Origin of the sequence: Streptomyces sp. NPDC059900 (genome assembly GCF_050270335.1) — a bacterium.
Taxonomy (GTDB): Bacteria; Actinomycetota; Actinomycetes; order Streptomycetales; family Streptomycetaceae; genus Streptomyces.
Window position 1 is genome coordinate 1 of the sequence record NZ_JBNNJZ010000213.1, and the last position, 13,138, is coordinate 13,138.

Annotated in this window: 14 protein-coding genes; 7 read left to right on the forward strand and 7 right to left on the reverse strand. The window is 70.7% G+C overall.

What is annotated here, in order from left to right:
* The 4 genes from ACQKIP_RS24910 to ACQKIP_RS24925 form a co-directional block, all read left to right on the forward strand.
* The coding region (locus ACQKIP_RS24910) for a hypothetical protein (protein WP_427744105.1) at positions 1-364 on the forward strand (364 nt) is incomplete at its 5' end.
* A gap of 34 nt (positions 365-398) precedes the next feature.
* The gene (locus tag ACQKIP_RS24915; protein WP_365866761.1) at positions 399-965 is read left to right on the forward strand and encodes a hypothetical protein; all 567 of its coding nucleotides are present in this window, start codon (positions 399-401) and stop codon (positions 963-965) included.
* Between the two features lie 94 nt (positions 966-1,059).
* Positions 1,060-2,802 (forward strand): CotH kinase family protein, encoded by a 1,743-nt coding sequence (locus ACQKIP_RS24920; RefSeq protein WP_365866759.1) that lies wholly within the window; start codon positions 1,060-1,062, stop codon positions 2,800-2,802.
* Positions 2,799-3,764, forward strand: coding sequence for a hypothetical protein (locus ACQKIP_RS24925; RefSeq protein ID WP_365866758.1), 966 nt, complete (start codon positions 2,799-2,801; stop codon positions 3,762-3,764). Before ACQKIP_RS24920 ends, ACQKIP_RS24925 begins: the two co-directional genes overlap by 4 nt.
* Position 3,765: 1 nt before the next feature.
* Here the strand turns inward: ACQKIP_RS24925 and ACQKIP_RS24930 are convergent, their stop codons facing one another.
* The 6 genes from ACQKIP_RS24930 to ACQKIP_RS24955 all read right to left on the reverse strand — a co-directional run bounded on the left by ACQKIP_RS24930 (position 3,766) and on the right by ACQKIP_RS24955 (position 9,633).
* A complete protein-coding gene (locus ACQKIP_RS24930; protein WP_365866757.1) occupies positions 3,766-4,473 on the reverse strand; it encodes a GntR family transcriptional regulator in 708 nt (235 codons plus the stop codon).
* A gap of 110 nt (positions 4,474-4,583) precedes the next feature.
* A complete protein-coding gene (locus tag ACQKIP_RS24935) occupies positions 4,584-5,585 on the reverse strand; it encodes a proline racemase family protein (RefSeq protein WP_365866755.1) in 1,002 nt (333 codons plus the stop codon).
* Positions 5,586-5,646: 61 nt separating this feature from the next.
* Positions 5,647-6,549 carry a dihydrodipicolinate synthase family protein gene (locus ACQKIP_RS24940; protein ID WP_365866753.1) on the reverse strand — a complete coding sequence of 301 codons (903 nt, stop codon included), beginning with the start codon at positions 6,547-6,549 and terminating at the stop codon, positions 5,647-5,649.
* Between the two features lie 29 nt (positions 6,550-6,578).
* Positions 6,579-8,132 carry an FAD-dependent oxidoreductase gene (locus tag ACQKIP_RS24945; RefSeq protein ID WP_365866751.1) on the reverse strand — a complete coding sequence of 518 codons (1,554 nt, stop codon included), beginning with the start codon at positions 8,130-8,132 and terminating at the stop codon, positions 6,579-6,581.
* Positions 8,129-8,458 (reverse strand): (2Fe-2S)-binding protein, encoded by a 330-nt coding sequence (locus tag ACQKIP_RS24950; protein WP_365866750.1) that lies wholly within the window; start codon positions 8,456-8,458, stop codon positions 8,129-8,131. Before ACQKIP_RS24950 ends, ACQKIP_RS24945 begins: the two co-directional genes overlap by 4 nt.
* Positions 8,455-9,633: an NAD(P)/FAD-dependent oxidoreductase gene (locus ACQKIP_RS24955; protein WP_365866748.1), complete on the reverse strand. Its 1,179-nt coding sequence runs from the start codon at positions 9,631-9,633 to the stop codon at positions 8,455-8,457. Before ACQKIP_RS24955 ends, ACQKIP_RS24950 begins: the two co-directional genes overlap by 4 nt.
* Before the next feature lie 110 nt (positions 9,634-9,743).
* On the opposite strand from ACQKIP_RS24955, the gene ACQKIP_RS24960 reads away from it, so the two are divergent.
* The 3 genes from ACQKIP_RS24960 (at position 9,744) to ACQKIP_RS24970 (ending at position 12,612) form a co-directional block, all read left to right on the forward strand.
* Positions 9,744-11,186: an aminopeptidase P family protein gene (locus tag ACQKIP_RS24960; protein ID WP_365866746.1), complete on the forward strand. Its 1,443-nt coding sequence runs from the start codon at positions 9,744-9,746 to the stop codon at positions 11,184-11,186.
* Between the two features lie 159 nt (positions 11,187-11,345).
* Entirely contained in the window at positions 11,346-12,080 is a 735-nt protein-coding gene (locus ACQKIP_RS24965) for a polysaccharide deacetylase family protein (protein ID WP_427744109.1), read from the forward strand.
* A gap of 76 nt (positions 12,081-12,156) precedes the next feature.
* On the forward strand, positions 12,157-12,612 hold the full coding sequence (locus ACQKIP_RS24970) for an SRPBCC family protein (RefSeq protein ID WP_365866744.1): 456 nt from the start codon (positions 12,157-12,159) through the stop codon (positions 12,610-12,612).
* Here ACQKIP_RS24970 and ACQKIP_RS24975 read toward each other — a convergent pair.
* On the reverse strand, positions 12,603-13,138 hold a 536-nt coding region (locus ACQKIP_RS24975; RefSeq protein WP_427744111.1), incomplete at its 5' end, for an FAD-dependent monooxygenase. The two genes, ACQKIP_RS24970 and ACQKIP_RS24975, sit on opposite strands and share 10 nt — an antisense overlap.

Here is a 13,138-nt window from a genome sequence, read left to right on the forward strand (position 1 = left end):
GGACTGTGTGGGTGCCCTGGCAGCAGGAAACATGCAGGGCCACCTGTACATGTACGACACCAACAAGTCCGCGGGATCGACCGGCTTCGGCACCGAGGAACTCCAGACCCGCGCGCGGAAGGGCGACCAGCTTCTCTGGAACGCCCTCGCCCTCGAGTGCGAGGCGTACGTCGCCATCGACGGCATCGAGATCGACAGCTCCATCTGCGTGCCGGAGCGCAAGGTCTACCCCGGCACCGACGTCGCCTACTGGATCGGCACGGTCAAGAAGGACGTCGCGAACGTCACCTACCGGATCAAGTTCAAGCTCGGCACGAGGGACGAACCGATCGCCACCACTCTGTCGTCGTCCCTCGTCGGCTAGGGCCGGGCATGGCGGCGTACGCGAAGGAGGAGCGTTGACCAGCAGCGTGCAGGAGAAGTCGACCGGCAGCGAGCACCAGAAGCAGAACCCCGGACAGCTGAACTCGGTCCAGCTGAACATCGTGACGCTCATCAACATGGAGCGAGCGGTGGAGACGGGCTCCCTGAGTGACTCGATGTACATGATGGACAACAGCATCGGCGGCAAGGGGCAGGGCACGTCGTCCCTCGAAACCGTCTGCAAGCAGGGCCAGGTCCTGAACTGGATCGTGCGCCCGCTCGACATGGAGAAGCGCCCGGACGGCACCTGGCCCCCCATGCCGAAGATCAACAACCTCACCTTCCTCGACACCGAACTGGGTGACGAGGAGGACGTGGCCGAACGGAAGATCTTCACCGAGCTGAAGATCTACGGGATGCCGGACCGCATGCGCGACAAGTTCACGCCGGTCTACTACTACTGGGCCGGCACGGTCCTGAGCACCGCCAAGCCGGGCGTGCACAGGTACCGCATCGTGATGGAGCTCGAGCAGGACCGCAAGAAGGAGAAGCTCTATCTGAACACGGCGATCCACCCGTCGATCCGGATACTCGGGGTCTGACGACCGCGTGACCGCCGGGCCGGATATCGGCCTGGCGGTCATGTCGTGTCGGGCGTAGAGAGGAAAGTTCACCCCAGGGCCCAGGGAGGCCGTCGTGGACAGGACCATCGGCAAGGGCACGTTCCGGGACGCGTTCAAGAACCAGGTCATCGCGCTCTCCGCGCTGCCGTCGGGCACGGGTCGGCGGCTCGCCGAGCGGGCCAACGCGACGGCAGGTCCGGCCGATGCCGCGCTGCGGTCGAAAGCCGAGTTCAGCGCGTTGTACGACCTGCTGCTCGCCGAGCAGGGGGATGTCTCGGGGGACGGCAGCCTGGTACTCCTCGACGCGGACGGCCAGCTCACCGAGACGGGCCGGATCGTGGACGGTCTGCTCAACGCGGCGGAGAACAAAGCGGAGTTCTTCGCTCAGGACATGTATCAGGTCAAGGTCACCGGCTGGCCGCCCGGCGTCCTGACGGCGGACGAGGTGATCGAGGCACCGCAGGGCGCCCGTCTCACCCTGGCGAGGAGCAACAGCCCGGACGCCTTCCTGCTCGCGACACCGTCGTTCTCGATGGTCAACAGCGGGAATCTGACGGCTCATGCGCCCAAGCGCTCGTGGAAGATCGACTTCGAGGTCGGCGAGAGCGAGGACCGGCTCTACGGCATGGAGCGGGTCAACCTCAAGGCGATGTACAACGACCCCTCGCAGATGCGCGAGGCGGTCGCCTGGCGGCTCCTGGAGCGGGCGGGCATCCCGGCGGCGCAGCACACGTACGCGACGTTCACGATCAACGACCGCTACATGGGGCTCTTCTCGGTCATCGAGCAGGTCGACAAGAAGTTCCTCAAGGATCACTTCGGCAAGAACGCGGAAGGCAACCTCTACAAGGCGTACTGCGGCGACGTCGGCTGCGCGACCCTGGAGCACCGGCCCACCGCGGACGGCGCCGACGGCGGCCGGCAGTACTTCACCGCGGGCAGCCAGGAGGACGATCGCACCTACCGCCTGAAGACGAACGAGGATGTTCCGGGCGCCAGTACGTACGACGACCTGGCGGCCCTCGTCCGCACCATCAACGGCGCGCAACTTCCGGGCGGGGAAGGCAAGTTCGCGTCCGACGCGTTCCGTGACTCGGTCGAGCAGATCCTGAACGTGCCGGCGTTCCTGCGCTGGGCGGGCGCCAATGTCCTGCTCGGCAGCTGGGACAACTACTTCGCCACGCCGTCGAACTACTACCTCTACAACTCCGGCCGGCTCGGCGACCCTGCGGGCTTCATGGCCCGCCCGTACTTCACGTTCATCCCCTGGGACTACGACAACAGCTCGGGCATCGACTTCTTCTCGACCCAGTGGCAGTACACGGATCTGCTGGACTGGCCGTCGATGAGCCGCAACTACTGCCGGATCACGCACGCGCCGCACGAGGTCTCCCGCCTGCCGCTGTTCACGAACCTGCTGCGGCACCACGACTTCTGCCAGTACTACCTCGACCACGTGGAGTACCTCCTGGACACGGAGTTCGGTCCCGAGCGGGTCGCCGTGCTGCTCGGCTCGGAGGGCTCCGGGCGGAGCGACGGCTTGTGGCAGCTCATCTCGTCCGCCGCGTACGGCGAGTCGACCAGCCCGCACGGACAGCCCTTCACGGGACGGCAGTTCACCAACGACGAGGTGTACCGCGCCGCGTACCGCCAGTGGGAGCTGAGCCGGGGATCGCAGTTCACGTACGGGATCTTCCACTACACGCGCATGCGCTACGACCACGCACGTCAGCAGCTCGCCGAGCTGCGCAAGACCTATCCCAACGGAGCCAGCGGGGCGACGTTCCCGGGTGCGATGGAGGTACTGCCCTCATGACCGCGACCAAGAAGCAGGCGAAGGGCAAGACGAAGAGCGACCCCAAGGCCGAGAAGGCGCGGGAGCTGCGCCTGGTCAAGGAGGCGAAGATCCAGGACCTGATCGGCGACGGCGCGGGCACCCGCCTTGAGGCGAGCGGCGTCCTGTACCGGGACGGCGCCTTCCTGATCGTCTGCGACAACCTGCCCTCCCTGATCCGGGTCAGCAGCGAGCTGTCGCCCAAGGCGCCGGAGAACGGCGTCATCAACGCCAACCGGGCCAAGAAGGCGCAGAAGAAGAGCAGTTCGGCGGCGAACGAGGGCTACGAGGACATCGCCCACGACGAGGCGCGCGACCACTTCTACACGCTGAGCGAGGCCGAGCCGGTCAAGCCCAAGGGCTTTCGCGCGAGCGTCCAGGAGTACGACACGAAGCTGCGCCCGGTCGGGTCCCCCGTACACCTCGACTTCGACCTGGCCGACGCCAACAAGGGCATGGAAGGCCTGGAGTGGGTCGAGCGCTCCGGCACGGGGTATCTCCTGGCCCTGTGCGAGGGGAACCGGTGCGCGGGCGGCAAGAAGGGCCGGACGCCGGGCGGCGGCCGCATCCAGGTCTTCCGGCACGGCGGCAAGCGCTGGATCAACACGGGCACGATCCGGCTGCCCGAGTCACTGCCCTTCGAGGACTACGCCAGTGTGTCCGTACGCGACGGACACATCGCCGTCCTGTCGCAGGCGTCGTCGGCGCTCTGGGTGGGCCGCATCGACACCAAGAAGTGGATCGTCGACGAGGGCACGGTGCACCGCCTGCCCACGGACAGCAAGGGCCGTGCGGTCTACGGCAACCCGGAGGGCGTGTCCTGGGTCTCGTCCGACCACGTGGTGATCGTGTCCGACCGGGCGAAGAAGGGCGCGGGGAACGCGCGGTTCAAGGAGAAGGACCAGTCGATCCATCTGTTCCTGATCCCGGGCAACAACCGCTGAGCTAACGGGCACCGTGCTGGTCCGCTGCCCACAGGCCGCGTACGTGGCCGAGGTGGCGGGTCATCACGGTGCGTACGGCGTCCTCGTCGCGGGCGAGCAGCGCGTCGAGGATCTCCAGGTGCTCCTCGGCCGAAGCCTCGAGCCGGCCGGCGTCGACCAGTGCCTGCAACCCGTACAGGCGGGAGCGCTTGCGCAGGTCGCCGACCACCTCGACCAGGTGGTCGTTGCCGCTGAGCCCGAGCAGACCGAGGTGGAAGCGGATGTCGGCCTCGACGTACGCGATGAGGTCGCCGTCCGCCGCCGCGGTCACGATCGCCTGCGCGGCGGGGCGCAGCGCTTCGAGCGCTGCGGGGTCCGCCGATGTGGCGAGCTCCGCCGTGGTGGGGATCTCGATCAGGGCGCGGATGTGCTTGTACTCGTCGAGTTGCTTCTCGGAGACCGCGGTGACCCGGAAGCCCTTGTTCGGCACCGTGTCGACGAGACCTTCCTTGGCGAGGTCGAGCATGGCCTCGCGCACGGGAGTGGCGGAGACGCCGAAGCGCGCCGCGAGGGTGGGCGCGGAGTAGACCTCGCCCGCGCGCAGCTCGCCCGCGATGAGGGCGGCGCGCAGCGCGTCCGCGACCCGTTCGCGGTAGCTGCTGCGGGTCCCGCCCAGGCTCGGCAGGGCTGCCGGGGCGGCGGACGGAGCGCGGTTGCGCTGGGCGGCCATGGGGTCGGTCCTCCTTGGTGCAAAGTCACGCTTGGTGCAGAGTCACGCTGGGTGCAATGTCACGTGCCACGAGTATCCTGGGCCCGCGGGGTTCCCCGGGCCCGCCCGCGCTACAGCACGAAGCCCGCGGGGAAGGGGTCGTCCGGGTCCAGGAGGTACTGCGCGGTGCCGGTCACCCAGGCGCGCCCGGTGAAGCTGGGCAGCACGGCGGGGGTGCCCGCGACGTCGGTGGTGCCGAGGAGCCGTCCGCTGAACCGCGTGCCGATGAAGGACTCGTTGACGAACTCGGTGTCCAGGGGCAGCTCGCCGCGCGCGTGCAGCTGCGCCATGCGCGCGCTCGTCCCCGTCCCGCACGGGGAGCGGTCGAACCAGCCGGGGTGGATGGCCATCGCGTGCCGGGAGTGCCTGGCCGTGGCGCCGGGGGCGTAGAGGTGGACGTGGTGGCAGCCGCGGATGGACGGGTCCAGCGGATGCACCGGCTCGCCCCCGGCGTTGATCGCCTCCATCAGCGAGAGGCCGGCGGCGAGGATGTCGTCCTTGCGGTCGCGCTCGAAGGGCAGGCCGAACTGCTCCAGGGGCAGGATGGCGTAGAAGTTGCCGCCGTAGGCCAGGTCGTAGGTCACCGTGCGCCCGTCCGGCAGGGTGATCTTGCGGTCGAGGGCGACGGAGAAGGACGGCACGTTCCGCAGCGTGACCTCCTTCGCGGCACCGTCCTGCACGGCGACCTCGGCGACGACCAGGCCTGCCGGAGTGTCCAGGCGGATCGTGGTGACCGGCTCCACGACCTCGACCATGCCGGTCTCGACGAGGACGGTGGCGACACCGATGGTGCCGTGCCCGCACATCGGCAGATAGCCCGAAACCTCGATGTAGATCACGCCGTAGTCGCAGTCGGGCCTGGTGGGCGGCTGGAGGATCGCGCCGCTCATCGCCGCGTGGCCGCGCGGTTCGTTCATCAGGAGTTGCTTGATGTCGTCGCGGTGCTCGCGGAAGTGGAGCCTGCGCTCGTTCATCGTCGCGCCGGGGACGGTGCCGATACCGCCGGTGATCACCCGGGTCGGCATGCCTTCGGTGTGCGAGTCGACCGCGTGCAGGACGAGTTTGCTGCGCATGTGCGGTGCCTTTCGTACGACGGCCGGGCGTCTGTTGCGTTGCTGGGCGTTGCTCGCGCGGCTAGGCGAGACCGGCGGCGACGGCTCGTTCGGTGGCGGTGCACACCGCCTTCTCCTGCTCGGGCAGCAGTGGCACGCGCGGGGGACGGCACGGGCCGCCGTGGCGTCCGGCGATGTCCATGGACAGCTTGATGGCCTGGACGAACTCAGGCCTGGAGTCCCAGCGCAGCAGCGGGTGCAGCTGACGGTAGAGCTTGCCCGCCATGCCCAGGTCTCCCGCGACGGCGGCGCGGTAGAGCTCGACGCACGCGGCGGGCAGCATGTTCGGGTAGCCGGCCACCCAGCCCTTGGCGCCCGCGACGGCGAGTTCGAGCAGGACGTCGTCGGCGCCGATCAACAGGTCGAGCTCCGGGGCGAGTTCGGCGATGCGGTACGCGCGGCGGACGTCTCCGGAGAATTCCTTGACGGCATGGATGTACCCCTCGGCGTGCAGCTGCGCGAGGAGTTCCGGCACCAGGTCGACCTTGGTGTCGACGGGGTTGTTGTACGCGACGACCGGCAGGCCCGCCTTCGCGACCTCCGCGTAGTGCGCGAGGACGGAGCGTTCGTCGGCGCGATAGGCGTTCGGGGGCAGCAGCATCACTGAAGCGCAGCCCGCGTCCTTGGCCTGCTCGGCCCAGCGGCGCGCCTCGGCGGAGCCGTAGGCGGCGACGCCGGGCATCACGCGCTGCCCGCCGACCGCCGCGACGGCGGTGTCCACGACCTTCGCGCGTTCCTCGGGGGTGAGCACCTGGTACTCGCCGAGCGATCCGTTGGGCACGACGCCGTCGCAGCCGTTCTCGACGAGCCAGGCGCAGTGCTCGGCGAACCGGTCGTAGTCGACGGAGAGGTCGTCGCGCAGCGGGAGCGCGGTGGCGACGAGGACGCCGTGCCAGGGGCGGGGGCGGTCTGCGGGCGCGTTCATGGGCGTGGTCCCTTCGTTGCGGTGCGGGGCTAGGAGGGGGTCTGTTCGTCGCCGTCGGCGGTGTGTTCGTCGCCGGGGGGCTGTTCGTAGCCGCCGGGGGCCTGTTCGTCGTCGGGGTCCCGTGCGAGTTCTCCGAGGGGTACGGGCCCGGCGAACGGCCGCCGGGCGGACCGCTCCCGGCAGCCCGTGAGCCCGGCGACGGCCGCCGCGCACAAGCGGCCCTGGCACCAGCCCATGCCGGCCCGGGTCAGGAGTTTCACCGACCGCGCGTCGGTGGCCCCGAGCTCTGCGACGGCCTCGCGGACCGCCGACGCGGGGACCTCTTCGCAGCGGCAGACGAGGGTGTCGTCGCGGAGCTGCTCGGTCCAGTGCGCGGGCGGCACGTACACGGCGGCCAGCGCCGCGGCCAACGTGCGGGCTCTCGTACGGGACTTGGCGGCACGGGCCCAGGTGCGCGGGTCGGGCGTGTTTCCCCGGAGCCTCGCGGCGGCCGAGCGTCCGGCGATGTGTCCCTCGGCTAGCGAGAGGGCGGCGCCGCCGATGCCGGTGGCCTCGCCCGCGGCCCAGACGCCGGGGACGCCGGTGCGCTGCTCGGCGTCGACGGCGACATCCGTCCCTTCGATGCGGCAGCCGAGTCCTTCGGCGAGGTCGGTGTGCGGCAGCATTCCGTGGCCGACGGCGAGGGTGTCGCAGGGGATGCGCCGCTCGGTGCCGGGCCTGACACGCCCCGCCGTGTCGAGCGCGGCGATGGTCACGGCCTCGACGGAGTCCTCGCCGTGGGCCTCGACGACGGTGTGCCGCGCGGTCAACGGCACGCGGTGGCGCAGCAGTCGGGTGAGGTACCCGGCACCTTCGGCGAGCTTGTCCGGGTGGGCGGCGAGGCCGGGAGCACGCCTCGCGAAGGCTCGGGGTCCTGCGGCTTCGACCAGGGCGGCCACCTCGGCGCCGGCCGCCGCGAGCCCGGCGGCGACGGGCATGAGCAGCGGCCCCGTGCCGGCCACCACGGCGGTGCGCCCCGGCAGCACGAGCCCGCCCTTGAGCATGGCCTGCGCACCACCGGCGGTGAGGACGCCGGGCAGGGTCCAGCCGGGGAACGGCAGGACTTTCTCGTACCCCCCGGTGGCGAGGACCACGGCATCGACGGGCACGGCCACGGAGTCCTCCTGCCGGGGCCCGAGCAGCGCATGCACGACAAAGCCGTGGCCGCCGGGAGGCTGCACCCGCCCCTGAACCTGTCCCCGCACCCGCCCATGAGCCTGCCCCTGCGCCCACGCCCACCCCTGCGCCGCCTGCCCGACGCGCTCCACGAACCAGACATGATGTTCCGTCAAGTGCCGCACACGGCCCGCCGATACCTGTTCCGCGAGGCCGTCCCGCAGTCGCTCCCACGTCCGCCACTGGTGGTGCAGCGCCTTCGGGTGCCGCGCGCCGAGCGCCCCGGCCGGCTGGCGGTAGAACTGGCCGCCCGCCTGTCCTGCCGAGTCGAGCAACACCACCCGTACACCGCGCAGGGCGGCGGCAAGTGCCGCGGCAAGGCCCGCGGGGCCCGCGCCGATCACGGCGAGCGTGCGCGCGGGGTTCATTGCGGCTCCCCCGCCCTGACCCCACCGTGGCCGTCGCCGTCCTGCGTCCGGATCTCGTCGCCGGGCGCCGCCGGTGTCAGGCAAGCCCGTTGGTTGGGGCGGCCGTTGACCTCCACCAGGCAGTCGAAGCAGACCCCGATGCCGCAGAAGACGCCCCGCGGTTCTCCCTGTCGCCGGGTGGTGCGCCAGGACTTGATGCCCGCCGACCAGAGTGCGGCGGCCACCGTCTGTCCCGGCAGGGCGGGGATCTCGCGGCCGTCGAACGTGACGGTGTGCGCGGGGCCGGGGCGGGCGCGGGTCAGGTGCAGGGGGGTGCGCTTGGTCATGACGCCTCCTCGGTGGGGCTGTCCGCGAAACGGTCGGGGCGGAAGGGCGCGAGGTCCAGGTCCGGCGCCTGCCCGGTCATGACTTGGGCGATCAAGTGCCCTGTGCCCGCCGCCAGTCCGATCCCCGCGCCCTCGTGGCCGCAGGCGTGGAACAGCCCCGGCACCCGGGGGTCGGGCCCGATGGCGGGCAGGTGGTCCGGCATATAGGGGCGGAAGCCCACGTAGGCGCGCATCGCGCGGACGTCCGCCAGGAACGGGAAGAGCCGCGTCGCCCCCGCCGCGAGGGCCCGCATGACCGGCAGGGAGAAGGAGCGGTCGAAGCCGACCCGCTCGCGGCTCGCCCCGATCAGGATCGGCCCCGCGGCCGTGCCCTCGACCACCGGCGACGTCTGGAGGGCGGCAGACCCGCTCGCCACGTCGGCCACATAGTCGGCGGCGTACACCTTGTGCCGGACCATCCGCGGCAACGGCTCGGTGACGAGGACGAAGCCGCGCCGCGGCAGCACGGGCAGCCGCACTCCCGCGAGGGCGGCAAGATCACCGCCCCAGGTGCCCGCCGCGTTCACGACGTACGGTGCGTGGATGTCGCCCCGGTCGGTACGGACGCCGCGCACCTCACCGCCCGCCGTCCGCAGCACGGCGGTGACGGTTCTTCCCGTACTCAGCTCGGCTCCCAAGTCTCGCGCCAGACGCACCAGTTGAGCTGCTGCCAGCGACGGCATCACCTGGGAGTCCTGCGGGTAGAAGACGCCGCCCGCCGTGCCGGGAGCGAGGTGCGGCTCAAGTTCGCGCAGCTCGGCGGGCGTGACGGCCCGCGCGTCCACCCCGGCTTCGCGCTGCCCTGCGGCGAACTCCTCCAGCGCCGCGAGCCCTGTACCGCAGGACGCCACGACCACGCCGCCCTTGGCCTCGTACTCGATGCTCGCGCCCACGCCCGGTCCGGCGGCGAGGCCGTCCCACAACCGAGCCGAAAGCAGGGCGAGTTCGAGCTCCGGGCCCGGCTCCTTGTCGGAGACCAGGAGGTTGCCCTCACCGGATCCGGTCGTGCCGCCGGCCACCGGACCGCGGTCCACCAGGACGACACGGAGTCCGGCCCGCGCCGCGTACAAGGCACATGCGGCGCCCACCATCCCGGCGCCGACTACCACAACATCGCAGGTCAGCTGCTTTGTCACGCCAGTACTATGTCACATGTTCCCTTACCGGCCAAGGGTCTCTACGCTGACGGAACCGCCCGCACCACTGCGCCGCGAAGCCCCGGAACGGGGCAGAAAAGGTGAACCCCATGGCCAAGTCCAAGGCGCGCAAGAACGCGCTGTACCCCGAGATCTCCGGCGAACTGTCCGCCCTGATGAGGACGGGCTGGGCCGACACCGAGCAGCGCGACCTGCGCCCGGCCGAACAGGCCCCGCACGCAGCGCGCCGCCGCGCCGCCCTGTCCGCGCTGTTCCCGGGCGAGCGCCTGGTGATCCCCTCGGGCAAGCTCAAGGTCCGCTCGAACGACGACCATTACCCCTTCCGCCCGTACTCCGCCTACGTCCACATGACCGGCGACCGGGCGAGGGACTGCGCGCTGGTCCTCGAACCGCGCGCCGGGGACGCGGGCGGCCATGACGCGCACCTCTACCAACTCCCCCGCGACAGCCGGGACAGCGACGAGTTCTGGACCGGCATGACGGCCGAGCTGTGGATGGGCCGCAGGCGCAGCCTCGCCGAGTCCGAGCTGCTCTTCGGCCTGCCCTGCCGCGACGTGCGCGACGCCCCGGCCGAACTCGCCGCCGCGCCCGGCGTACCGACCCGTATCGTGCGCGGCCACGACCCCGAACTCGAAGCGGCCGTGGCGACCGACGAGGAGCGCGACGAGGAACTGGAGGAGGCACTCTCGGGCCTGCGCCTGGTCAAGGACGCCTGGGAGATCGGCGAGCTGCGCAAGGCAGTGGACTCCACGGTCCGTGGATTCACCGATATCGTAAAGGAGTTGAGCACCGCCGTCGCCACGTCGGAACGCTGGATCGAGGGCACCTTCTTCCGCCGCGCCCGCCTGGAGGGCAACCACATCGGGTACGGCTCGATCTGCGCGGCGGGCGAGCACGCCACGATCATGCACTGGCAGGAGAACGACGGCCCGGTGCGCCCCGGCGAACTCCTGCTCCTGGACGCGGGCGTGGAGACCCACACCCTCTACACCGCCGACGTCACGCGCACACTCCCCGTCGACGGCACCTTCTCCCCGTTGCAGCGCAAGATCTACGACGCGGTGTACGAGGCACAGGAAGCGGGCATCGCCGCCGTGAAGCCGGGCGCCGCGTACCGAGACTTCCACGACGCCGCGCAGCGCCACCTCGCGCACAAGCTCGTCGAGTGGGGCCTTCTGGACGGTGATCCGGAGCGCGTCTTCGAACTCGCCCTCCAGCGGCGCTTCACCATGGCGGGCACCGGCCACATGCTCGGCCTCGACGTCCACGACTGCGCCCGGGCGCGCACCGAGGAGTACGTGGGCGGCGTACTCGAAGAGGGCATGGTGCTCACCGTCGAACCCGGCCTGTACTTCCAGCCGGACGACCTCACCGTGCCCGGGGAGTACCGGGGCATCGGGGTCCGCATCGAGGACGACATCCTCGTCACGGCCGACGGCAACGAGAACCTGTCGGCGGGCCTGCCGCGCGAGGCGTCGGCGGTCGAGGCCTGGATGAGCGGCCTGGTCAGCGGCCCGGCGGGCGACCGCTAGAACCGGCACACCTCCGGCGGACGGGTCCGGCGAGCGCCCTATGCATGGCGGGTATACATGTTGCGTATACTCGCTATGTATAGTGCTCGCATGTCCGCTGCACGAAGCAAGATGAACAGAACTGTCAAGAGGTTCCGTCGAGCCACCTCATTGACGGCCATGGCCTCCGCGGCCATGGCCGTCGCGCTGACGGGATGCACCAAGGTGGACACCACGGCACCCAGCGCCGTCCGCAAGGACGCGGCATCCGTGAGCGTCAAGAACCAGGCGAAGCTCGGTACGGTCGACTGCCGCACGGCCAAGTGCGTGGCCCTGACGTTCGACGCGGGACCGAGCGAGAACTCGCCCCGGCTGCTCGACATCCTCAAGGAGGAGAAGGTGCCCGCCACCTTCTTCCTGCTCGGCAAGAACCACATCGCCAAGCACCCCGAACTCGTCAAGCGTATGGAGGCCGAGGGGCACGAGGTGGCGAGCCACACCTGGTCGCACAAGATCCTCACCGACATCACGCCGGACGAGGCGCGCGAGGAACTGCGCAGGACCGACGAGGCGATAGAGAAGCTGACCGGCCACAAGCCGACGCTGATGCGCCCGCCGCAGGGCCGCACCAACCCCGACGTCAACAAGATCTCGCGCGAGGAGGGTCTCTCGGAGGTCCTGTGGAGCGTGACCGCCAAGGACTACACGACCAACGACTCCGCCCTGATCCAGAAGCGTGTCGTCGACCAGACGAAGCGGGACGGCATCATCCTGCTGCACGACATATACAAGGGGACGGTGCCCGCGGTGCCGGGCATCATCGACGAGCTGAAGAAGCGCGGCTACGTCTTCGTGACGGTCCCGCAGCTGCTGGCACCGGGCAAGGCGGAGCCCGGCCGGATCTACCGGCCCTAGAAAGGCTTCTCACAGATCTCCGCCGCAAGGAGCCCGGCCCGCGGGTTTCCGGGCCGGAGCCTGGCAGGATCGCCGTGTGGCTCTCTTCCGGATCGACCGCACATCGTCCCTGCCCGCCGCCGAGGCCTGGCGCCGGCTCACCACCTGGGAACGGCATGCCGACGTGGTCCCGCTGACCCGGGTGTACGTCCGCACGCCGCCGCCCGGCGGCGAGGGCACGGTGTTCGTCGCCCGCAGCGGGATCGGCCCCGTCGGTTTCGACGACGTCATGGAGGTCGTGACGTGGCACCCGGCCGCGGACGACGGGGGCGTGTGCCGTCTGGAGAAGCGGGGGTCGTTGGTGACGGGCTGGGCCGAGATCGAGGTGTCCCGCAGGGCGGAGTCCGGGTCGGCGGTCGTCTGGCGCGAGGACCTGAGCGTGCGGTTCCTGCCGCGGTTCCTGGACGGCGTACTCGCCGCCGCGGGGCGCCGGATGTTCGGCCGCGCCGTGGACCGGCTCCTCGCCTCCGCCCCGCCCGGCCCTTACGCCTGACGCCCGTGCAGCGTCCGCGCCACCCTCGGGCCCAGCCAGCGCTTCATCTTGCGCAGCGGCTCCAACTGCTCGGCCGCGCGGTCGATGCGGTAGTACAGCTGCGGCGGAACGTGCGGCAGGAGCGGTGAGTGGCGCTGGCCGAGCAGCGCGAACATCTGCGCCGGTTCGAGGCCGATGTAGCGCGGCAGGTTCTCGTACCACTGGGCGCTGTAGCGGGCCGCGCTCTGGACGGAGAGGAGCGCGGATCTGCGCTCCCGCTCGTACTTCGCGAGAGCGGGGCCAAGTTCCGGTTCCTCGTCCGGACTCCCGCGCAGCGCGTCCGCGAGGGCGATCGCGTCCTCCAGGGCGAGCGTCGTGCCCGCGCCGATCGAGTAGTGCGTGGTGTGGGCGGCGTCGCCGAGCAGGACGACGTTGCCGCGCCGCCACGTGCGGTTGGTCAGCGTGCGGAAGTTGAGCCACTGCGCGCTGCCGTCGCCCCGGGCGCGGCCGATCAGGCGGTGTCCGTCCAGCGGCCCGGCGAAGAGCC